Source organism: Lactobacillus sp. 3B(2020) (genome assembly GCF_013487845.1).
GTDB lineage: Bacteria > Bacillota > Bacilli > Lactobacillales > Lactobacillaceae > Limosilactobacillus > Limosilactobacillus alvi.
The window spans coordinates 380,813-403,866 of the sequence record NZ_CP047410.1 but is presented as its reverse complement, the minus strand read 5'-3'; the positions used below and the strand labels follow the sequence as shown (position 1 = coordinate 403,866).

The following is a 23,054-nucleotide window of genomic DNA, read 5'->3' as shown; positions in this document are numbered from 1 at the left end:
TTCAAAGTGAGGTCCTAAAATTGAATTTACTTGAAAACCTAGGAATTGAAATTCAAAAGCTCTCAAAAACAAATACTATCGTATCACTTCCAGTCACTAAAAAGATACTCCAACCACTCGGATTTGTACATGGCGGCATCAATGCTGTTCTTGCTGAAACCGCCGCTTCCCTTGGGGCCAATGAAAATCTTGCAAGTAATCAAATTGCTGTTGGCGTTGATATCACCACTCACCATCTTGGCGCCGTCACTAAGGGAACGTTAATTGCAACCGCCATACCAATTCACATTGGAAAACATCTCCAAACTTGGGAGGTAAAAATCAGGAATAACCACCAAGTTACAAGTATTAGTACCGTAACCCTCAGCGCCATTAATAAATCCTAACAAGTCCCTTCTATTTTAACCCTTTACAAAATAAAAAATTTACATTACAGTTAAATTATGAGGTATACCTAAAAATGGAAAGAAGATCCAATAATGACAATCGTAACAAATATTATCCGACTTATTTGGTGGCTAATCGTTTTAGGATTAACGGTTAGCCGTAAGATGACAATTGCGATGGAAATGATGTCAATCGGAATGTGCTTAGAAGTTGTGTTGTGCTTTCTTCCAAGAAAAAATAAACGGTGAATCATGACCCGTGTATTAATTACGTGGCGAACTCCCTATACTGAAGACATTAAATCTCGGTTAGGGGGTTCGCTTTATATAAAAAATAACTGGCGGGAGTAGTTTTCAATAAAAAAGTTCTGAAACAAAATGAAGAGCTTTTAGAAATCGTCCGACAACTTTAACGGATGGTTATGACTAAATTTGCCAGTAATCATCTTTGATACATAAAAAATCCCATAAACCAGGCTGCTAGGATTTTAATCCTAGCAGTACCAAATATTGTAGACCCTGAATATACAAAAATAAAAGCGATCAGAATAACTCTGATCGCTTTTTAAGCAAAGACCTGAATATTTTAAAATGCCTCCGGTGGGGGTCGAACCCACACTCCCTCAACGGGAACTGGATTTTGAGTCCAGCGCGTCTGCCAATTCCGCCACAGAGGCATGTCTTTACTAAAAGGTGGTAACCGGATTCGAACCGGTGATAAAGGTTTTGCAGACCTCTGCCTTACCACTTGGCTATACCACCAATTAGTTATACTAACTAATCATAATGACTAGTTACAAGGGCGGTATGTGGGATTCGAACCCACGCATGTCGGACCCACAAACCGATGTGTTAACCAAACTTCACCAATACCGCCAAAATATTCAGTTGAGCAGGGATAGTAGGAATCGAACCCACAATGACGGTTTTGGAGACCGTAGTTATACCGTTTAACTATATCCCTATAAAGTGGAGGAGAGTGGATTCGAACCACCGAACCCGAAGGAACGGTTTTACAGACCGTCGCGTTTAACCAGACTTCGCTACTCCTCCATAAAGTGGCGCGGGACGGAATCGAACCGCCGACACACGGAGCTTCAATCCGTTGCTCTACCAACTGAGCTACCGAGCCATCTTTAGGTTATACAACTATTTAGCTGTAATGGAGGATACAGGGCTCGAACCTGTGACCCTCTGCTTGTAAGGCAGACGCTCTCCCAACTGAGCTAATCCTCCAAAGTAATATGACCCGTACGGGACTCGAACCCATGTTACCAGCGTGAAAGGCTGGTGTCTTAACCAGCTTGACCAACGGGTCATAAACGGAGAGTAAGGGATTCGAACCCTTGATACAGGCTTTAACCCGTATACAGCATTTCCAATGCTGCTCCTTCGGCCAGCTCGGACAACTCTCCAAAATCCAAGCCCTGACACATTTAACTGCCAGGTGCCAAAGGCTTGATCATCGCGTGGCGACGCCCTATCCTCGCAGGGAGCGATCCCCCAACTACTTTCGGCGCGTTGAAGCTTAACTTCTGTGTTCGGCATGGGAACAGGTGTATCCTTCAAGCCATCATCACCACACTCTATCCTTTTCAGGATTGAAAGCTTGTGCTTTCAAAACTAAACAATATCTTTCCCCTCAAGTAACCTTACCACCTTTTACCTTGGTTAAGTCCTCGACCGATTAGTAATGGTCCGCTCCATGCGTCACCGCACTTCCACTTCCATCCTATCTACCTCATCATCTCTGAGGGGTCTTACTTCCTTAACGGAATGGGAAATCTCATCTTGAGGCGAGTTTCACACTTAGATGCTTTCAGCGTTTATCTCATCCATACATAGCTACCCAGCGGTGCTCCTGGCGGAACAACTGGTACACCAGCGGTATGTCCATCCCGGTCCTCTCGTACTAAGGACAGGTCCTCTCAAATTTCCTACGCCCGCGACGGATAGGGACCGAACTGTCTCACGACGTTCTGAACCCAGCTCGCGTACCGCTTTAATGGGCGAACAGCCCAACCCTTGGGACCGACTACAGCCCCAGGATGCGATGAGCCGACATCGAGGTGCCAAACCTCCCCGTCGATGTGGACTCTTGGGGGAGATAAGCCTGTTATCCCCAGGGTAGCTTTTATCCGTTGAGCGATGGCCCTTCCATACGGAACCACCGGATCACTAAGCCCGACTTTCGTCCCTGCTCGACCTGTCTGTCTCGCAGTCAAGCTCGCTTGTGCCTTTACACTCTGCGAATGATTTCCAACCATTCTGAGCGAACCTTTGGGCGCCTCCGTTACCTTTTGGGAGGCGACCGCCCCAGTCAAACTGCCCACCTGACACTGTCTCCCACCACGATGAGTGGTGCGGGTTAGAGTGGTCATAGTGCAAGGGTAGTATCCCACCAACGCCTCCACCGAAACTAGCGTCCCGGTTTCTATGGCTCCTACCTATCCTGTACAAGCAATACAAACACTCAATATCAAGCTACAGTAAAGCTCCATGGGGTCTTTCCGTCCTGTCGCGGGTAGCCTGCATCTTCACAGGCAATTCAATTTCACCGAGTCTCTCGTTGAGACAGTGCCCAGATCGTTACGCCTTTCGTGCGGGTCGGAACTTACCCGACAAGGAATTTCGCTACCTTAGGACCGTTATAGTTACGGCCGCCGTTTACTGGGGCTTCAATTCAGAGCTTCGCCGAAGCTAACCCTTCCTTTTAACCTTCCAGCACCGGGCAGGCGTCAGCCCCTATACTTCATCTTACGATTTTGCAGAAACCTGTGTTTTTGATAAACAGTCGCCTGGGCCTTTTCACTGCGGCTGGTCTTGCGACCAGCACCCCTTCTCCCGAAGTTACGGGGTCATTTTGCCGAGTTCCTTAACGAGAGTTCACTCGCTCACCTTAGGATTCTCTCCTCGACTACCTGTGTCGGTTTGCGGTACGGGTAGTTAGTTACTCACTAGAAGCTTTTCTCGGCAGCGTGACATCAACGACTTCGCTACTATAATTTCACTCCCCATCACAGCTTGTTAACCCGGATTAAAACATTTAACTCTAACCCTAACTTACTGCTTGGCCGGACACTTCCAATCGTCCGGATCGTTTAGCCTTCTGCGTCCCTCCATCATTCAAACGCAACTAACTAGTACAGGAATCTCAACCTGTTAGCCATCGACTACGCCTTTCGGCCTCGCCTTAGGTCCCGACTTACCCTGGGAGGACGAGCCTTCCCCAGGAAACCTTAGTCATTCGGTGGACAGGATTCTCACCTGTCTTTCGCTACTCATACCGGCATTCTCACTTCTAAGCGCTCCACTAGTCCTCACGGTCTAACTTCATCGCCCTTAGAACGCTCTCCTATCATTCAACCTAACGGTTGAATCCACAGTTTCGGTAATATGCTTAGCCCCGGTACATTTTCGGCGCAGGATCACTCGACTAGTGAGCTATTACGCACTCTTTAAATGATGGCTGCTTCTGAGCCAACATCCTAGTTGTCTATGCAACTCCACATCCTTTTCCACTTAGCATATATTTTGGGACCTTAACTGGTGATCTGGGCTGTTCCCCTTTCGACGGTGGATCTTATCACTCATCGTCTGACTCCCGGACATGAATCGATGGCATTCGGAGTTTATCTGAAGTTGGTAACCCATGACGGGCCCCGTGTTCAAACAGTGCTCTACCTCCAAGATTCTTAATTCCGAGGCTCCCCCTAAAGAGATTTCGGAGAGAACCAGCTATCTCCAAGTTCGTTTGGAATTTCACCGCTACCCACACCTCATCCCAGCCTTTTTCAACAGACACGGGTTCGGACCTCCAGTGCGTTTTACCGCACCTTCATCCTGGACATGGGTAGGTCACCTGGTTTCGGGTACATAACTACGTACTTCGTACGCCCATTTCAGACTCGCTTTCGCTACGGCTCCGGTTTTTCCACCTTAACCTTGCACGTAATCATGACTCGCCGGTTCATTCTGCAAGAGGCACGCCGTCACCCATTAACGGGCTCCGACAGCTTGTAGGCACATGGTTTCAGGAACTCTTTCACTCCCCTCCCGGGGTGCTTTTCACCTTTCCCTCACGGTACTGGTTCACTATCGGTCACTAGGGAGTATTTAGCCTTGCGAGATGGTCCTCGCGGATTCCGACGGGGTTTCACGTGTCCCGCCGTACTCAGGATCCTGAACTGAGGGGGTAAGGTTTCGTCTACTGGACTATCACCATCTCTGGTGCAGCTTCCCAACTGCTTCGACTACCTTGCCCCTTGGTAACTCAAACGTTCAGTCCTACAACCCCAACAAGCAAGCTCGTTGGTTTGGGCTCTTTCCGTTTCGCTCGCCGCTACTCAGGAAATCGATTTTTCTTTCTCTTCCTGCAGCTACTTAGATGTTTCAGTTCACTGCGTCTACCGCTTACTAGCTATGAATTCACTAGTCAAGCAACTAACGACTAAGTTAGTTAGGTTTCCCCATTCGGAAATCTCCGGATCAAAGTGTACTTACCACTCCCCGAAGCATATCGGTGTTAGTCCCGTCCTTCATCGGCTCCTAGTACCAAGGCATTCACCATGCGCCCTTTGTAACTTAACCTGATTGATCGACGATCAATCGAGTTAATTGAGATAGCGATTATATTCGTTAAAAACTCAAATAACGCGGTGTTCTCGGTTTTCTTGATTATTTAGAAAAGATATTATTTAGTTTTCAAAGTACAAACTTTTACCAACTATCGTTGGTAATGGAGAATATCGGGATCGAACCGATGACCTCCTGCTTGCAAAGCAGGTGCTCTCCCAGCTGAGCTAATTCCCCATAATGGGCCTAAGTGGACTCGAACCACCGACCTCACGCTTATCAGGCGTGCGCTCTAAACCAACTGAGCTATAGGCCCAAATAAGCGAGCTATTAAATTGAGAGGTAAACCCCTCAAAACTGAACAAAGTTTCAACGCTGTGTAGGTTTCCGATTAATTCCTTAGAAAGGAGGTGATCCAGCCGCAGGTTCTCCTACGGCTACCTTGTTACGACTTCACCCCAGTCATCTGCCCTGCCTTAGGCGGCTGGCTCCAAAAGGTTACCCCACCGACTTTGGGCATTGCAAACTCCCATGGTGTGACGGGCGGTGTGTACAAGGCCCGGGAACGTATTCACCGCGGCATGCTGATCCGCGATTACTAGCGATTCCGACTTCGTGCAGTCGAGTTGCAGACTGCAGTCCGAACTGAGAACGGTTTTAAGAGATTAGCTTGCCCTCGCGAGTTCGCAACTCGTTGTACCGTCCATTGTAGCACGTGTGTAGCCCAGGTCATAAGGGGCATGATGATCTGACGTCGTCCCCACCTTCCTCCGGTTTGTCACCGGCAGTCTCACTAGAGTGCCCAACTAAATGCTGGCAACTAGTAACAAGGGTTGCGCTCGTTGCGGGACTTAACCCAACATCTCACGACACGAGCTGACGACGACCATGCACCACCTGTCATTGCGTCCCCGAAGGGAACGCCCTATCTCTAGGGTTGGCGCAAGATGTCAAGACCTGGTAAGGTTCTTCGCGTAGCTTCGAATTAAACCACATGCTCCACCGCTTGTGCGGGCCCCCGTCAATTCCTTTGAGTTTCAACCTTGCGGTCGTACTCCCCAGGCGGAGTGCTTAATGCGTTAGCTGCGGCACTGAAGGGCGGAAACCCTCCAACACCTAGCACTCATCGTTTACGGCATGGACTACCAGGGTATCTAATCCTGTTCGCTACCCATGCTTTCGAGCCTCAGCGTCAGTTGCAGACCAGGCAGCCGCCTTCGCCACTGGTGTTCTTCCATATATCTACGCATTCCACCGCTACACATGGAGTTCCACTGCCCTCTTCTGCACTCAAGTCATCCAGTTTCCGATGCACTTCTTCGGTTAAGCCGAAGGCTTTCACATCAGACTTAGAAAACCGCCTGCGCTCGCTTTACGCCCAATAAACCCGGATAACGCTTGCCACCTACGTATTACCGCGGCTGCTGGCACGTAGTTAGCCGTGACTTTCTGGTTGAATACCGTCAATACTAGAACAGTTACTCTCTAGCATGTTCTTCTTCAACAACAGAGCTTTACGAGCCGAAACCCTTCTTCACTCACGCGGTGTTGCTCCATCAGGCTTGCGCCCATTGTGGAAGATTCCCTACTGCTGCCTCCCGTAGGAGTATGGACCGTGTCTCAGTTCCATTGTGGCCGATCAGTCTCTCAACTCGGCTACGCATCATTGCCTTGGTAAGCCATTACCTCACCAACAAGCTAATGCGCCGCAGGCCCATCCAGAAGTGATAGCCGAAACCATCTTTTAAACATTAACCAGGCGGTTAATGTTGTTATGCGGTATTAGCACTTGTTTCCAAATGTTGTCCCCCGCTTCTGGGCAGGTTGCCTACGTGTTACTCACCCGTCCGCCACTCGTTGGTAAACCAACGTCAATCAGATGCAAGCATCATCAATCAGTTGGGCCAACGCGTACGACTTGCATGTATTAGGCACACCGCCGGCGTTCATCCTGAGCCAGGATCAAACTCTCATATAAAATAAGAATTTGAGATAGCTCTCAAAAATAAATTAAGCGAATTGACTTCGCAAATGTTTTGCCTCGATCATTACGATCAAGGACCCTACACATTTGATTCGTCGAAACTTTATTCAGTTTTCAAAGGTCTACCGAATTGCTTGGAAAAATAATTCCTAGCGCTTAGTTATTATAGCATCTGATTTAGAAGATGTCAAGAACTTTTTTAAATCATTTTTGGAGTTCTTAATTACTAAGCTCATCAGCAACTCTTATATGTTACCAAAGCATTAACTTTACGTCAAGAAGTTTTTATTGAAACTTTCAATTGCCGTGACAACGATAACTACTATACAGGTAACTATTAGTAATTGTCAATCATCTTCACAAATTATTTTTAACTTTTTTGTTTTTCTTTGTTATTCACGTTCATTAATGGCTAATTATTCGTAAATTATCTACTATAATTCATTATGAAGCAATAATAGTTCAGTTAAAAGCTTTCATAAAAATCATATAGGCAATTAAAGATCTCAATTGCTGCTAAGTCCAGGTCATCAAAAACTAATTGTTCTTGCTCACGATTGCGGACGATAATAAACTCGTTTTCCGACTGTCGATAAATTACCTCACAGACATAAACCCCATATGCCGTAAATTCACGGCGTTGATCATGAGCATCTTTAGCCAATGTCATCGCTTGGAGGCGCTTAATAATTGGTATTAATTTCGATTTCATCATTTTCATCTCACCCAATTTGATTTTAACGAAAAAAAGAGCCTATGCAAACCCTTTGGATTGCACAGACTCTTTTTAATTTTCAACTTTATCTGGTTTAATCATCATGGCAAACATTCCAGCAAACATTCCAAAATAGTAAGTTAAAAGACGCCATAAGAACATGGCTAAAACCAATTTACTTTGAGAATGAGTGAAACTCAAGAAAAGCACTGAAAAGCTATACTCTGCCCCACCCGTTCCTCCTGGAATTGGAAATAAGGAAATAATCATAAAAATAAGGACATGTAAGCTCATCACCATAATGAGATTGATTCCATTAACTCCTAAAGCTAAAAGAATAAAATAGGGAATAATATAATAAGCCAATAATTGTAACAGAGTGACCACTGCAACCTTTCCTAATTTATGGTACTCTCGTTTCATTTTGACGCTTTCTTGATAAAAAGTATCAATCTTTGTATCTAATCTTTCCCATATTTTTTGGTAACGTTGCTGTCCACCAAACCATCTTACCGGTACTAAAGCGGTCTTAACTAATCGTTTCGTGAAAGAATACCAATACATTACCATTAAAAGAGCAATTATTACTGCCAGGTGAATCGTAAAACCAAAAAGCACAAAAAGTGATAAGGCATGCAGTTTTTCGGCAATATAATGAAACCCGATTAAAATACTAATCAAGAAATTGATGACAATCATGGCCTGGAAAACCACAAATTTCATTAATAACACCGAGCTGGCCAAACCACCTTCAACCCCCGACTGCAGCATTGCCATCAGTTGGGCTGGTTGCCCTCCCGTTGAAAACGGTGTTATACCATTAAATAATTGTTCAATTAATGGTAAGCGCAAAGCATCCTTCCAAGTAAAGGACGGGTACCGGTCAGTCATAAAAATCTTTACAACAACACCTTCAAGACCCAAATATAGACAAATACACAAAACAGCTATCAAAAACCATCCCCAGTTAAGGTGAGCCAAATCATAACTCAACCGGGTTAAATTTGTATTTCGGAGTGAAAAAGCAAAGATTCCAATTCCTACAAGAAGCATCAAAACTAAAACAATCCAATTTTTTCGCGACATTTTAGTGCTCCTTTACTTGCGAAAAATAAAAATGTTTCCAGACTTGTGCTAGATGATCTTTCGAATATCGTTTGGCTGCTTGGCAAGACTTGTCCCTCAACTCAGCCAAAGCTTGGGGATCTTTGCTTAAAGTGCGGAGTTTTGTTTGCATCATCTTTAAATCCGTTGCTGGTTCATAGTAACCCCCAATAATGCCATGATAGAGGCTTAAATCTCTTAGCATTACTGGTGTTCCACAACTAAAAGCTTCCAGGACCGACATCGGAAATAATTCATTATAAGACGGTAATAAGAATAAGTCCGCCAGATTATTATATTCAGCAATCACTTCACGAGAAACAATCCCAGGAAAACGCAAATTGGTAGGTGGATTTTTGACTACTGCCTTTAGTTGCTTATAACCATCGGTGATCGCACCGAAAGAAAAACCACCAGCCCAAATAAAAAGGGTCTGCGGATTTTGTTTTGCTAACTGGATGAAATCAAAAATTCCCTTACGCTCTTGGAGTTGCCCACTCCCAAAAACAACAAACTGATCCTGGGGAATTTGATATTTAATCCGCAACTGCTCCTTTTTTTTAGTATCAACCGGGAAAAAGTGACTAGAATCAACGAAATTTGGGATATAGGTAATCTTTTCTTGCTTGATCCCATAAGCAACTAACTTTGGAATAAAATTAGGATTGACTACTACCAAGTGATCCATTCGTTTATAAAAGGCAATTACATATCGATAAAACAAACTCCGCCATGGTTGCGGAATTTTTAAACTTCCTTCCAAAGTTTCGGGCAAAAAATGGACATACCCAATTTTGCGCCCCCGTTTTTTGGAAAAAGTCGACAAAAAATAGGTAGGATTAATGGTGTGATAGTGACTAATATCCGTTGTTCGCCAAGAATTGATTGCTAAATCAAACGTTGAGCTAAATCGCTCCCTTAGCAAAGTAACTAATTCGTTATAAGCACTTCCTACCCCTTGTCCTTTAACTGAATCAGCTTGCGAGAACATCGTGATTTTTATCATCATCTACTCCTCATAAACGGTAACCGCCGATGGAATGGTGCCGTTTTTTGAGCGGCCCGTTCCGCACATTCTTGATAAAATTCGACCACTCGTTGTTCAAAGACCGCTGCCGAAATCTCATGTAACTTAACCTGTCGTTTTGCTTGATCTTCTGTAGCTGGTTGACTGGTTAAATACTTAATCACTCCTTTAACCAATTCTGAACGTTGTTGAAAGACCTGACCAATTGCCACATCATCAATCAATTCTGCGGTATAATCACTTTTCATTACAACTAAGGGTAAATCAGACGCTAAGGCTTCATCATAAGTTAATCCTTGCGACTCCGAGTCCGAAGCGGATACAAAAACGTTCGCGAGTTGATAATAATGATAAACTTCATCATTATCAATCTGACCAATAAAAGTGATGTGGTCTGTTAGTCCTAATTCACGACTTTGACGTTCAAGGGTCGACCTGGCCGGCCCATCCCCCACAATTAACAATTGGGCATCTGGGACCGTAGTTAAGATATCAGGCAAAGCTGCAATCAGAGCTTGAATATTTTTTTCAAACGCTAATCGGCTTAATGATAAGAGAACCGGTGTATCCTGACTGAAACCAAGTTCAGCCCGACGCTTAAGCCGTTCTGCTTTGGAATCTCGTTGCTGGTAACGGCTCAAATCCACCCCCGTGGGAATAATCCTGATTGGAGCAGAAACCCCATAGCCAATTAAGGTATCTAATACCCGCTCACTCGGGGCAATCACCCCATCCATATTCCGTAAATATAACCGCGCTAAGCGGGCAACATCTTTGGGTCGTAAAACCCGTCCATTGGCAATGTAATGGAGATAATCTTGGTACATTGTATGGTAAGTATGCAAACAAGGGATTCCTAATTCACGAGCAACCATTTTCCCCATTAAGCCAAGCGAAAATTCTGTTTGATTATGCACCACGTCTAATTGCAGTTGCTTAGCTACTCGAAGAACTTTAAGCCAACCAGTTACCGCAATCCGTCGATCAGTAAAGGAAACAAAGGGGATACTTTTAAAACGGTAAATTCCCTTCTCTGGTTCAGAAGCGGGTGCCGCTGGGTCAGTTGTTGTAAAGATATAAACCTGATGTCCATGACGGATCAATTCATCCCGTAAGGTTTTAATTGAGGTTGCGACCCCACTAACTTGCGGAAAATAGGTGTCTGTAAACAAACCGATTTTCAAGCTGCCCTCTCCTTTGATATTTTTTCGGTCTAAATTGAAAAGTCAAACTTCTCAATTACGCTGATTTTCTCATTTTAAACTCAAATTATTACAATAGCAAACAAGACCCCATTTTTATAACAATTATTAAGAAATAGGGTCTACTTCTTTTGGTGGCGTCGGAGCCATTTGTTAACTACTTCTGCCACTTCATCATCATTTTCCATCATTAGGACTTGCTTTACTAATGGCTGAAGTTGACGAACTGATAAATTCTGTAAGCGTTGCTTTAAGGGTAAGATTGCTGGGAGGGGGAGTGAGAATTCATCAATCCCCATTGCTAAAACCAATGGTTGAGCTAACTTTAAGGTTGCCATTTCCCCACATAAGCTAATCCATTTTCCTTCTGCATGCGCAGCCTGAATTACTTGTTTAATGGCCCGTAAAACAGCGGGATTCAGCGCAACATAGTGCTGGTTACTACTATCGGTTCGATCTTCTGCAAAGAGGTATTGGACCAGATCATTTGAGCCGATGCTAAAGAAGTCCGCATACTTAGCAAATTGATCTGCCATCAAGACCGCGGCTGGCGTTTCAATCATCATTCCAACCTCAACATTATTAGCTACTGCATGGCCCTGTTCTTCTAGAAGGCGGCGTTCTTGATCCAAAATTGCTAATGCCCGTTGAAATTCATCAATCGTGGTCACGAAAGGAAACATGATCCCTAAATGACCATAGACCGAAGCTCGCAAAAGTGCCCGTAATTGGGTCCGTAAAATTGGTTCTTGTTTTAAAAGCCAACGTAACCCCCGCTGAGAAAATAGCTTTACATTCCTTTCTTGGCCAAATCTTGGTTGCTTATCTGCCCCCAAATCTTGAACCCGAATCACTACTCGATCATGTGGCATAGCTAATAGGGCCGCTTTATAATTAGCAACTTGTTCATCTTCTGTGACGCGATGATCAACATTTAAAAAGAGAAATTCACTCCGGTACAAGCCGATTCCTTCGGCACCACTTTTAACCAATTGATTCAATTCATCCGGCAAGGCAATGTTGGCTGCGACATGAACCCGATTATCATCAGCGGTCACGGTTGCTAGATCCCGGTAAGCACCAAGACTTTGCTGTTGCTGTTGATACTGAGCAGCTAACTGTTGATAATGATCGATTTCCTGGGGGGTTGGCTGAAAAATCACCTTTCCATGTTCACCATCAATAATTGCCACCATATCCTCTTGGGCAATCTGAGTTGCCGTTTTAGTTCCTACGACTGCTGGAATTCCCAGTTCAGCTGTCAAAAGGGCTGAGTGGGCCGTCGCTCCCCCATTATCGGTAATTAACCCCGCGACCAATTGCGGATTAAAACTAGCAACTAAGCTGGGACTAACTTCATGGGATACAACAATCGCCCGATGATCTAGTTGTTCATTTTTTTGTGGTTGAAGATGCGTGATTAAACGTTGTGCCACGTCTTGATACGCTATTGCTAGGCGATGGCCTGTGCGCGTAGTTTGATCAATTTTTGCTAAGGTAGTGGCTAACCCATTTTCAATGGCACTAATCGCAGTTATTTTTTGACTCACAATTAACCGGCCAATTAATGCTGGAAATTCCCAATCTCTAAGAATTACTAATTGCTGTTCTAAAGGCTCTTTAATCTGTTTTCCATAATTACGAGTTGCTTGTTGGATAATCTGCTCGAGCTCAGCTGCCGTAATACGAAAAGAATCATGAAGCCGTTCGACCTCATGATTCACATCGGTTGTTTTTTGATCTTTAACCGGCGGCTTGCCGTAACTCAACAGATGAACTGGCGCAATGACAATTCCACCACTCGCTGCAATTCCGTTGAGTAATTTTGCCATTTTAGCCAGCCAAGCCTTCCTTTGCCATCGTGTCGGCGATTGCTGCAATGGCATCCTTTTCGTCGTCACCATCAGCAGAAATCGTAACATCAGCGTTTTGACCAACTCCAAGGGACATAACTCCCATAATGGACTTTAAGTTAACGCTCTTGCCGTTGTAAGTCAACGTAATGTCAGAAGCAAACTTGGAAGCAGTTTGAACCAAGATCGTAGCTGGGCGGGCGTGAATACCTGTTTCAGCAGTGATGTTAAAATCGCGTTTTTCCATTGTATCATTCTCCTTAGCACATAAAGAATAGTAGGTATTAAAAATACTTACTTTATAAGTCCCATTGTAGCAATTGTAAGCGTTAAATACAAGAATCTTCCGTCGGTTTTAATGTTAAAAACGATGAAAGCTCCTCATTTCTTCTCAAACTTTACTTTTTAACGCGATGGTAATGAATTTCACCGTCCCGATGAGCATCCCCGGTAATTTGGGTCTTAAATTGATATGTCCGGTAAGCCGTTTGAAAATCCAGAAAATCATCTGGGGTGACGATTAATTCATCAATTTCCCCTTTTCGCAATTGCTCTAACTTAGCTAAATAATCTGCTGCCATTAATTAGCCAACCCCCTTTTTAAATATTTTACCATCCAATGACTAAGAAACATTACCAAATTAAACTGATTTATTTCTCTCATTCTATATAACCTTTTAAAGCAATCTTTTTTATTTCTTTGTTTTCACTTAAAACCAGGTAGATAACTTGCTTTAAGTGAAAAAGTAAGTATAATTAAAGCTAATTAGTCAAGAAAGGTCAAATGACCAGGCAAGGGGGAATTAAACCATGCTATGTCAAATCTGTCATAAAAATCCAGCAACCATTCATCTACAAATGATGATGAATGGCCAAAAGATGCAGATTGACCTCTGTCAAAATTGTTATCAAAAATTACAAAACCAACAAATGCAAATGTTAAATGGGGGAAACGATATGAACAATGCTTTTGGATTTGGTAACCTCGATGATTTTATGAATGCCTTAAATAATATGCAAAGCCAAGCTGCTAATGGTGGTGGCCAAGCACAAGGCCAACGCCAAGGTGGCAATGGCCAACGGGGAAAGGGCGTTTTAGGCCAATACGGAATTAATATGACCGACCTTGCCCGCCAAGGAAAGATCGACCCAGTAATCGGTCGGGATAAGGAAATCCATCGGGTAATTGAAATTTTGAACCGGCGGACGAAGAACAATCCCGTTCTAATTGGTGAAGCTGGGGTTGGGAAAACCTCTGTGGTTGAAGGCTTAGCAACCGCAATTGTTTCTGGTGAAGTTCCGGAGAAGTTAGCTAACAAGGAAATTATCCGGTTAGATGTAGTTTCACTTGTTCAAGGAACTGGGATCCGGGGCCAATTTGAAAAGCGGATGCAACAATTAATTGAAGAAGTTTCCAAGAACCACAATATTATCCTCTTCATCGATGAAATCCACGAAATTATGGGAGCCGGAAACGCTGAAGGTGGGATGGATGCTGGAAACGTCTTAAAACCAGCCTTAGCTCGGGGGGAATTCCAATTAATCGGTGCTACAACCCTGAATGAATACCGGAAGATCGAAAAGGATGGTGCTTTGGCTCGCCGGTTCCAACCAGTTGAAGTCGCTGAACCAAGTGTCGACGAGACCATCAAGATTTTGGATGGGATCAAGAGTCGGTACCAAGATTACCACCATGTTAAATATACTGATGATGCGATTATGGCGGCTGCAAAGTTATCTGACCGTTACATCCAAGATCGGTACTTACCTGATAAGGCAATCGACTTGCTTGATGAAGCCGGTTCGCGGAAGAACTTAACCTTAAAAAACGTTGATCCAAACGCGATTGAAAATCAAATTCACACTGCTGAAGCTCATAAACAACAAGCGGTTGAAAGCCAAGACTACGAAAAGGCTGCCTTCTACCGTGATCAAGTCGAAAAGTTAACCAAAGCCAAAAAAGAAGCCGAAGAAAATAAAGTCACGGACGAAGCCATCGTTGATGTTAAAGATATGGAAAAAATCGTCGAAGAAAAGACCAATATTCCGGTTGGTGACCTGCAAAAGCAAGAACAAAATCAATTAAAGGACCTTGATAAGGAACTTGAAAAACACGTCATTGGTCAAAACGAAGCGGTAGATAAAATTGCCCGGGCAATTCGCCGGAACCGCATTGGTTTAAACAAGTCTGGTCGGCCGATTGGTTCCTTCCTCTTTGTTGGACCAACTGGGGTTGGAAAGACTGAAACAGCTAAGCAATTAGCTAAGCAACTCTTTGGTTCTAAAGACGCGATGATCCGATTCGACATGTCTGAATACATGGATAAAACATCGACTTCGAAATTAATTGGAGCGGCTCCAGGCTACGTTGGTTACGAAGAGGCTGGTCAACTAACGGAACAAGTTCGTCGGCACCCATACAGCTTAATTCTCTTGGACGAAGTTGAAAAGGCCCACCCAGACGTCATGCACATGTTCTTACAAATCCTTGATGATGGTCGGTTAACCGACTCTCAAGGACGGACGGTTTCCTTTAAGGATACCATCATCATTATGACCTCTAACGCTGGCTCTGGCGATGCGGTCGCTAGCGTTGGTTTCGGTGCTGAAACTAACGGCAACGTTAACTCCGTCATGGATAAGTTAACTAATTACTTTAAGCCAGAATTCTTAAATCGGTTTGACGATATTGTTGAATTTAACGCCCTTACCAAGGACGATTTGATGAAGATCGTTGACTTGATGATTGATGATGTTAACCAAATGTTGGCTGACCGGGAACTTCATGTTACAGTCCCACAAGACGTTGAAGAAAAGCTCGTTGAACTTGGTTATAACCCAAAGATGGGAGCGCGGCCATTACGGCGGGTCATTCAAGAACAAATTGAGGACCAAATTGCTGACTTCGTGCTTGAACACAATAACGACCATCGACTCATTGCTCAATTAAATGACGATGGCAAGATTGTAGTTACTGCCGAAAATAGCCAAAACGAATTAACAAAGCCAGCTGATAGTTCCTTGACCACTACGGATTAGAGATTAAGTTATTAACACTAGCAAAAGAAAAGCGAATGAATTGGGAAAGTTACCTAGTTCATTCGCTTTTTATTTAGATCTACGGGGATTACACCTTAGCGAAAAGAGGCTGGAAAATCGACTAGGTCACTAATTTAAAGATTGGAAGGTCACCACCCCATATCTGTTATACAGATACCGGAGAAGTAGTAATAAATGGTAGTTGCTCCGGGAGGCTGACCGCTTGCATGAGTTTGCAGACGACAGGAATCCTATCTAGTTCGTCCCACATGGCCTTATTGGGGAAAAGAAAAAGGTTGCCCGGATTTGGACAACCTTTCATTACATATTTGTTTTCCTAGCTAATTGCAATCGTGCCATTAGCAACAAAGTAGATGGCAAGGATTGAAAGCAAGAGTACTAAAATAATAACTGTCTTTTCGGCTCCGCTCATCTTGTGGTTTTGTTCCTTGCAGTTTTGCCAGTAAATAATGAAACCTGGAATAAAACTGATGGAAACTAAGAGCACTTGACTCCAACCCGCAAGGACCATACAAATGAGTTGGAAGATCGATGCTATCAACCCAACCGTGAACTGACCCCATTCTTGGTTTTCTGCACTATACTTCATTTGGTACAAACCAACCAGTAAGTATGAGAACAAGATCGCAGCAGCAGCTAATGAGTAAGCAAATTCATAAGCTTGTTGTGTGAAGAGCAAGGAGAAGAGGAAAATCGTTTGCAAAACCCCAGTGATCATCAAGGAAGTTGTTGGGGCTCCCTTAGCGTTTACCTTTCCCCACACCTTTGGCATTGCCTTATCATCAGCGACTAACATCGTCGTTTCAGCTGGTAACATCGTCCAGGATAGCCAAGAAATGATCGTTGAGATGATCAACCCAACGTTAATCATTACGGCCCCCCAGTGACCAACAACGGCTTCAAGGACACTTCCAAGGGCTGGTTGACCACCAGCAGCTAAAGCGGCCCGACTTAAGTGACCGTATGGTAAGATCGAAATCATAACATAGATCAAAACTAAAAGAATAAAACCAATAATCGTTGCTTGTTCGGCTTGTGAACGGTTCTTGGCCCGGTGGGACATAACAGAAGCCCCTTCAACCCCGATGAAGACCCAAATCAATGTCATCATCGTACCTTTAATTTGTTCCCAAACTGAACCAGTTGTGGTTCCCTTTGACATATTATTAGCAACGTGGCCCCAGAAATCAGCAGTAAAAAGACCACCCTTAAATCCAATAATCATCAAAATGATAAAAAGAACCAGTGGAATAACCTTAAAGACCGTCCCAATTGAGTTAATGAAGGAGGCACTTTCCACCCCTTGATTAACTAAGAGCGTTAAAATCCAACAGAAAATAATCGCAACAATGATTGATGCTAAGTTTTGACCACCCTTAAACATTGGGATAAAGGTCCCTAATGAACTCATTAGCATCGTCGCAAAAGCAATATTCCCTAGCCATGCTGACAACCAGTATGACCAACCAGAAATGAATTCCCCAAGCGGGCCAAAACCGGCTCCAGCGTAAGAGAAGATCCCAGCTTTAAGATCAGGACGCTTGTTTGATAAATTGTTCAACGAAAGAACTAAAAATAAGATCCCAATTCCAACAAATAGCCATGCTAGTAAAGCTGGACCAGGCGCAGCAGCGGCTGCAACATTCGTTGTAATCCCAAAGATCCCAGTCCCAATACAGGAACTAACGATCAAGGCAATCAGCTCAGTGCGGCTAATTCCTTTTTTGTTTTCCATTTTTCACTCCTCGATTCTATAAACTAACCTGTAAAAAAGAATGATTGCAAATAGGCGATCATGGTTTTTCGCCACTAAAGCCTACTATTAATTATATTATACACGCTAATTATAAAACTAACCGAATAATTTTTGGCTCAAAAAAGCGGAAGTAACCCTTGGTAGTCGTTGGTACCATCTAGATCACCTCCGCTAATTTTTAGCTAGTCGATGTCCTCACGAACGATTGGGCAGGACATGCACCGCGGACCACCACGGCCCCGGGACAATTCACTCGAACGAACCTCGTGAACTAAGATCCCATGTTCACGTAATAAGTCATTTGATACGTAGTTCCGGTTGTAGGTAACAACCTCACCTGGAGCAATTGCTAAGGTGTTTGAACCATCATTCCATTGTTCCCGTGGCGCTACGATTGGATCAGCATTCCCAGTTGGAATTAAATCGATTTCAGACTTGTTCAAAGCCTTCTTCAAAACTTCCTTGATGTCGGTATGGTGTTCCATCACGATTTCGCCATCTTTACCTGGGTGAAGAACCCAGTTGTCAACTTGACCGTTGTCATCCAAGATAGCTGGGTGAACCGTAAACTGATCGTAGTTAATCATCGTAAAGACAGTATCCAAGTGCATCATAGCGTGGTTGTGTGGAATTGAAATGGCAATTACGGTGTCGTAGTCGGAGTCCTTGAAGAGGTTCTTAGCGATGTCTTCAATTGCGTCGGCTGTCGTCCGTTGGGAAATCCCAATTGCCAAGACGTGGTTAGAAAGAACCAGTTCGTCCCCACCTTCAATGTGGGTCGTGTGGTTCCGGTCACGCCATACTTCAACCTTGCCAGCAAAGCGTGGATTGTGCTTAATGATGTATTCCGTAATTAAGGATTCCCGTTGCCGAGCAGCGAACGTCATCCGGTTAATTGAGATCCCATCACCAATTGAGGCTTGTGGATCCCGGGTAAAGTAAGCGTTTGGCATTGGGTCCATTAAGAATGGCCAATCCGTATTTTCAGAAACTGATTGTAAATCACCATGCTTAAGATCGATATCCGTCCCCCGGACCCCTTCGATAATCTTATCAACCATATCTTGAGGGTTCATTGCGGAAAGGTATTCAATCAAAGCATCATGGGTTGCTCCAGCAACGTAACCTGATTCAGCAACCATCCGATTCAAAAATTCTTGACGAACTTTTTCATCAGCTAAAGCTTCAGCAGATAATTTTTCGAAGTAAATAACTTCAGCGCCTTGGTCACGTAAAGTTTGAGCAAAAAAGTCATGTTCTTCTTGAGCGATTGGTAAGTATGGAATGTCATCAAAAAGTAAGCGTTCCATTGAGTCAGGGGTAATGTTTTCAATTTCACGCCCTGGCCGGTGGAGCATAACCGTCTTTAACTTACCAATTTCGGAAGTAACGTGGATCGGACTTGTCATTTTTTTACACTCCTATCTATTTAAAAAAGTGTTAAATCAAGAGAATCACATTGGAATTAGTTTAGCCGTGAATTACCGTTCCAAGCTTACCAGCCAGAGCATCATCTAGCCCATCAAGGGAAGTGATGATTGCTTCACGCTCTGGGTGCCCTTCCACGAAGGACAAGCAAGCTTGAATCTTTGGTAACATACTACCGGCAGCGAATTGATCTTGGGCCATGTATTCCTTAGCTTCATCAACGGAAAGCCGATCTAACCGCTTTTGATCTGGCTTGTTAAAGTTGATGTAAACGTAGTCAACAGCTGTCAAGATAATTAATTTATCCGCATTGATGTTATCAGCTAACAAAGCGCTAGAACGGTCTTTATCGATCACAGCTGGAACCCCTTTAAGGCCTTCATCAGTAATTACAACCGGGATTCCACCCCCACCACCAGCGATGACTAAGTCACCATTGTTGATTAGGGTTTCAATACTATCGAGTTCGATGATCTTTTGTGGTAGTGGTGATGGGACCACTTGCCGGTAACCGCGTCCAGCATCTTCCTTAAAGGTATAACCTTTATCAGCTGCGATTTGGTCAGCTTGTTCTTTAGTGTAGAAGTCACCAACGGGCTTAGTTGGATTCTTGAAAGCCGGGTCGTTTTGGTCAACGACAATTTGGGTTACCGTGGTTACCACATTTTTCTTCATCCAGCGCTTGTGGAGTTCATTTTGCAGACTTTGTTGCAAATGGTAGCCGATGTACCCCTGGCTCATTGCACCGCATTCGGGGAATGGGAAAGCGGCCGTCTTTCCGTTCTCCGCGGCAAAATTCATCCCTAAATTAATTTGACCAACTTGAGGACCATTTCCGTGACTAATCACTACTTGATTCCCTGCATCGATCAACCCCACAAGTGAAGCGGCAGTGTTTTTTACTAACTGCAGTTGTTCTTCTGGAGATTTACCCAGGGCGTTTCCCCCTAAAGCAACGACTACTTTTGCCATTTCTGCATCCTCCTAACTATTCACCTAAAGTTGCAACCATAACAGCCTTGATCGTGTGCATCCGGTTTTCAGCTTCACGGAAGACAACGGATTGTTCACTTTCAAAGACTTCGTCAGTAACTTCCATTTCCTTCAAGCCGTACTTTTCAAAGATCTTCTTACCAACACCAGTTTCTTGGTCGTGGAATGCAGGTAAGCAGTGTTCGAAGATCGCATGTGGATTGCCAGTAGCTTCCATAACTTCCTTCGTAACTTGGTAAGGCTTTAACAACTTAATCCGTTGTTCCCAGATTTCGTCTGGTTCACCCATGGATACCCAAACATCGGCGTAAATAACGTCCATTCCCTTAACACCTTCCTTGATGTCGTTGGAAACAACGATCTTAGCCCCCGTCTTATCAGCAATCTTTTGAGCCTTGTTAAGAACTTCTGGCGTTGGGTTTAATTCCTTAGGCGTTACCACATGGTATTCCATCCCCATAACAGCGGCCCCAAGCATCAAAGCGTTAGAAACGTTGTCTTGACCATCACCAACAAAGGCAAACTTGATGTCCTTGTATTCCTTCTTCAAAACTTCCTTAGCAGTTAAGAAGTCGGCCAAAACTTGTGTTGGGTGGTCTTCATCAGTTAAACCGTTCCAAACTGGAACTCCAGAGTATTCAGCTAAGATTTCAGCGCTCCGTTGGGAGAAGCCACGGTATTCAATCCCGTCAAACATTCCACCAAGAACCCGCGCAGTATCCTTAACTGATTCCTTGTAACCGATGTGAGAACCAGATGGGCCAAGGTAAGTAACGTGAGCCCCTTGATCCTTAGCACCGACTTCGAAAGCACAACGAGTCCGCGTAGAACTCTTTTCAAAGATTAAGGCGATATTCTTGCCCTTTAATTTTTGTTGTTCAGTTCCGGCGTACTTTGCCTTCTTGAGGTCTTCTGCCAAATTCAACATGTATTCCATTTCACGCGTGTTGAAGTCAGCAAGTGTTAAGAAACTACGATTCCGTAAATTAAAAGCCATTGATCTAATTCCTCCTAAGGTTTGTAATAACTTTCTTTACGATTATTATTATAGAAAGCGTTTTCAAAATTTTACGTTGAACTTACGCATGCTTCAAAGAATTGCGGAGAATTTTTTCGAGGACTTTAAATTATACAACCAATTTTGCATGATTTATCCTCGCTAAATGTATAAATGCATACAACAATGTATAAGCCAGCTTCTGATTGTGAATAATTTTACTTTATTCATCAATTTAAGTTATACTTCAATCAGCATCAAAAAAAATCAAATTTGTTTAAAAAAGGAGCAATTTTGCAATGAATTTCTATCTTGCTGACCCAAATGAAGCCAATCGCAACCTCTTTCAAGAGTTGATTGAGCGCAGTTTTGATAACTATGTCGTTGGTCAAAGCAGCTCAGCTTCACAGGCTTACTTAGATTTGTTGGAATTGCGGGTTGATATCATGGTAATCAGCAATGATCTTACCCCTTATGACGGGATTGAACTTGTCCGCCGCCTGCGCGATGTTAACTCCCGCCCCCGCTTTATCCTAACGGGGACGAAAATTACCCCTGAAATTCGGGAAGCCGCTTACCGAGAAAATATCGATATTGTTGTTGCCGCTCCCCTTCAGCCAATTGAAGTTAAACATTTACTCCAATTAATTGGTGGTTATGTCAACATGACCAACCGCCTCGCTGCTATTTACGAGTTAGCGCTCGCCAGTCCCGCTTCATATCAACGACCTCAATCGGCCCAACGAAAGCGAATTGACCACGTTAATTCAGTTTTAATGTTCTTAGGAATTGCGGCTGAAACTGGGAGTGAAGATATTCGGCGGATCGTAAAGTTAATGGTTGACCAAAATATTAACTTTGCGGCGATCAACTTTGAACGCGATCTTCAAATGAATGACCACACTAAAAAGGTCGTTTTCCAGCGGATTCGTCGTTCACTAAAAGCCGGCATCACTAATCTTGCAACGATGTGCCTCGATTATCCTGAAAATGATATTTTACTTGAATACGCCAATAACCTCTTTGAATACCAAAACGTGCATGTTGAAATGCAACGGCTCCAAGGCGATGAAACCCCCGCCAAAAGTCAAATCTCTTTACAGCATTTCTTTGATGGTCTCTGGCAAGAAAGCTTTAGGGAAAGATAAAAAAGGCCTCGCTAAGAAATTTTCCTCTAGATAAGAGTGAGATTTCTTAGCGAAGCCAGATTACATGCATGATTTAGACTAGAATAAGGTTGTTTTAAATTTATAACTACCGATTTACTTCCTATTTTATTTTGCTAACCGTTGGATCACCTTCCGTAAAGGGATCACTAATAAAGGAACTACCACCGTAGCAAGGACTGCTTCAGCAATTCCGTTGGTCCCGACAATTGCGGCTAAAGCTACCCCTAAATTAGTTTGACTAACGTGGTAGCCGGCAGCGACTTGCGGTGTATTCGCAAACAGGTAAATCCCGCCTAATACCAGAATAGTGTTGGTTAATGATGCTACTAAGCCGCCCAGACTTGCCGCTAGTCCAGTTCGTCCACTCTTTTGAACTAACCAGAAAACCCACCCAGCAAATAAACCAACTAACATCCGAGGAACAATCGAGATTAAGGGATTGGTAAAAATTAATGGTGCAAGGGCACTACTTGGGTAAACAAAGGCTCGAATAAAAGTTAGAATTCCCCAAACCGTCCCTGCTAAGGTACCTTCAATTGGACCATATAGAGCAGCAATTACGGCGACGGTTATTGGCATTGTAGTAATTGAAAGGGGGCCAAGTGGTAAATTACCAATAAAAGGAACTAAATCTTGAACGATAATTAAAACTAATAGTAGACTCCGCCGGGTTAGGCGGCGAATTTGCGATCGTTGTTGCATATTTACCTCCGTAATAAGTTGATGTTTTATTTTACCATTATTAACCTACAAATTTCTTTAAAAATCATTCGAAAAGTGGCGGGACACAAGCCCATTAAAGCGG

At 43.7% G+C, this 23,054-nt stretch carries 15 protein-coding genes, 11 tRNA genes and 3 rRNA genes; 3 read left to right on the top strand and 26 right to left on the bottom strand.

The window, feature by feature from the left end; translation table 11 throughout:
* Positions 1–20: 20 nt before the first annotated feature.
* Positions 21–386 carry a PaaI family thioesterase gene (locus tag GTO83_RS01910; RefSeq protein WP_180871467.1) on the top strand — a complete coding sequence of 122 codons (366 nt, stop codon included), beginning with the start codon at positions 21–23 and terminating at the stop codon, positions 384–386.
* A 592-nt stretch (positions 387–978) separates the two neighbouring features.
* On the opposite strand, the gene GTO83_RS01905 is transcribed toward GTO83_RS01910, so the two are convergent.
* The 21 genes from GTO83_RS01905 to GTO83_RS01805 form a co-directional block, all read right to left on the bottom strand.
* A tRNA-Leu gene (locus tag GTO83_RS01905) sits at positions 979–1,063 on the bottom strand.
* Positions 1,064–1,077: 14 nt separating this feature from the next.
* Positions 1,078–1,148: transfer RNA gene (locus tag GTO83_RS01900), tRNA-Cys, on the bottom strand.
* 39 nt (positions 1,149–1,187) lie between these two features.
* Positions 1,188–1,262 (bottom strand) — tRNA-His (locus GTO83_RS01895).
* A 17-nt stretch (positions 1,263–1,279) separates the two neighbouring features.
* Positions 1,280–1,350, bottom strand: a tRNA-Trp gene (locus tag GTO83_RS01890).
* A gap of 6 nt (positions 1,351–1,356) precedes the next feature.
* Positions 1,357–1,439, bottom strand: a tRNA-Tyr gene (locus tag GTO83_RS01885).
* 6 nt (positions 1,440–1,445) lie between these two features.
* Positions 1,446–1,518 (bottom strand) — tRNA-Phe (locus tag GTO83_RS01880).
* 31 nt (positions 1,519–1,549) lie between these two features.
* Positions 1,550–1,622 (bottom strand) — tRNA-Val (locus tag GTO83_RS01875).
* Between the two features lie 9 nt (positions 1,623–1,631).
* A tRNA-Glu gene (locus GTO83_RS01870) sits at positions 1,632–1,704 on the bottom strand.
* 5 nt (positions 1,705–1,709) lie between these two features.
* Positions 1,710–1,801, bottom strand: a tRNA-Ser gene (locus GTO83_RS01865).
* 52 nt (positions 1,802–1,853) lie between these two features.
* Positions 1,854–1,970 (bottom strand): 5S ribosomal RNA (gene rrf / locus GTO83_RS01860).
* Between the two features lie 83 nt (positions 1,971–2,053).
* A 23S ribosomal RNA gene (locus tag GTO83_RS01855) occupies positions 2,054–4,976 on the bottom strand.
* Positions 4,977–5,125: 149 nt separating this feature from the next.
* Positions 5,126–5,198 (bottom strand) — tRNA-Ala (locus GTO83_RS01850).
* 4 nt (positions 5,199–5,202) lie between these two features.
* Positions 5,203–5,277 (bottom strand) — tRNA-Ile (locus GTO83_RS01845).
* A gap of 87 nt (positions 5,278–5,364) precedes the next feature.
* Positions 5,365–6,939 (bottom strand): 16S ribosomal RNA (locus GTO83_RS01840).
* The 16S, 23S and 5S rRNA genes sit together here with 11 tRNA genes alongside, the layout of an rRNA operon.
* Before the next feature lie 472 nt (positions 6,940–7,411).
* A complete protein-coding gene (locus GTO83_RS01835) occupies positions 7,412–7,660 on the bottom strand; it encodes a DUF1797 family protein (RefSeq protein WP_180871466.1) in 249 nt (82 codons plus the stop codon).
* A gap of 72 nt (positions 7,661–7,732) precedes the next feature.
* Entirely contained in the window at positions 7,733–8,746 is a 1,014-nt protein-coding gene (locus GTO83_RS01830; RefSeq protein ID WP_180871465.1) for a lysylphosphatidylglycerol synthase transmembrane domain-containing protein, read from the bottom strand.
* A 1-nt stretch (position 8,747) separates the two neighbouring features.
* Complete coding sequence (locus tag GTO83_RS01825) at positions 8,748–9,770, bottom strand: glycosyltransferase family 4 protein (RefSeq protein WP_180872090.1); 1,023 nt, start codon at positions 9,768–9,770, stop codon at positions 8,748–8,750.
* Positions 9,770–10,975, bottom strand: coding sequence for a glycosyltransferase family 4 protein (locus GTO83_RS01820; protein ID WP_180871464.1), 1,206 nt, complete (start codon positions 10,973–10,975; stop codon positions 9,770–9,772). Before GTO83_RS01820 ends, GTO83_RS01825 begins: the two co-directional genes overlap by 1 nt.
* A gap of 140 nt (positions 10,976–11,115) precedes the next feature.
* On the bottom strand, positions 11,116–12,825 hold the full coding sequence (ptsP, locus tag GTO83_RS01815; RefSeq protein ID WP_180871463.1) for a phosphoenolpyruvate--protein phosphotransferase: 1,710 nt from the start codon (positions 12,823–12,825) through the stop codon (positions 11,116–11,118).
* 1 nt (position 12,826) lies between these two features.
* Entirely contained in the window at positions 12,827–13,093 is a 267-nt protein-coding gene (locus tag GTO83_RS01810) for a phosphocarrier protein HPr (protein ID WP_180871462.1), read from the bottom strand.
* Between the two features lie 151 nt (positions 13,094–13,244).
* A complete protein-coding gene (locus GTO83_RS01805) occupies positions 13,245–13,427 on the bottom strand; it encodes a hypothetical protein (RefSeq protein ID WP_180871461.1) in 183 nt (60 codons plus the stop codon).
* A 229-nt stretch (positions 13,428–13,656) separates the two neighbouring features.
* On the opposite strand from GTO83_RS01805, the gene GTO83_RS01800 reads away from it, so the two are divergent.
* Positions 13,657–15,885: an ATP-dependent Clp protease ATP-binding subunit gene (locus GTO83_RS01800; protein ID WP_180871460.1), complete on the top strand. Its 2,229-nt coding sequence runs from the start codon at positions 13,657–13,659 to the stop codon at positions 15,883–15,885.
* A gap of 337 nt (positions 15,886–16,222) precedes the next feature.
* Here the strand turns inward: GTO83_RS01800 and GTO83_RS01795 are convergent, their stop codons facing one another.
* From GTO83_RS01795 to argF, 4 genes are all read right to left on the bottom strand, one after another.
* Positions 16,223–17,641, bottom strand: a complete 1,419-nt coding sequence (locus GTO83_RS01795; protein WP_180871459.1) for a basic amino acid/polyamine antiporter — start codon at positions 17,639–17,641, stop codon at positions 16,223–16,225.
* A 203-nt stretch (positions 17,642–17,844) separates the two neighbouring features.
* Complete coding sequence (gene arcA, locus GTO83_RS01790; protein WP_180871458.1) at positions 17,845–19,071, bottom strand: arginine deiminase; 1,227 nt, start codon at positions 19,069–19,071, stop codon at positions 17,845–17,847.
* A 61-nt stretch (positions 19,072–19,132) separates the two neighbouring features.
* Positions 19,133–20,062 (bottom strand): carbamate kinase, encoded by a 930-nt coding sequence (gene arcC / locus GTO83_RS01785; RefSeq protein ID WP_180871457.1) that lies wholly within the window; start codon positions 20,060–20,062, stop codon positions 19,133–19,135.
* 16 nt (positions 20,063–20,078) lie between these two features.
* Positions 20,079–21,080 carry an ornithine carbamoyltransferase gene (argF, locus tag GTO83_RS01780; protein WP_180871456.1) on the bottom strand — a complete coding sequence of 334 codons (1,002 nt, stop codon included), beginning with the start codon at positions 21,078–21,080 and terminating at the stop codon, positions 20,079–20,081.
* 299 nt (positions 21,081–21,379) lie between these two features.
* Between argF and GTO83_RS01775 the strand changes: the two genes are divergently transcribed.
* Complete coding sequence (locus tag GTO83_RS01775; RefSeq protein ID WP_180871455.1) at positions 21,380–22,228, top strand: DNA-binding domain-containing protein; 849 nt, start codon at positions 21,380–21,382, stop codon at positions 22,226–22,228.
* A 126-nt stretch (positions 22,229–22,354) separates the two neighbouring features.
* Here GTO83_RS01775 and GTO83_RS01770 read toward each other — a convergent pair whose 3' ends face one another.
* Positions 22,355–22,951 (bottom strand): ECF transporter S component, encoded by a 597-nt coding sequence (locus tag GTO83_RS01770; RefSeq protein WP_180871454.1) that lies wholly within the window; start codon positions 22,949–22,951, stop codon positions 22,355–22,357.
* Positions 22,952–23,054 lie beyond the last annotated feature (103 nt).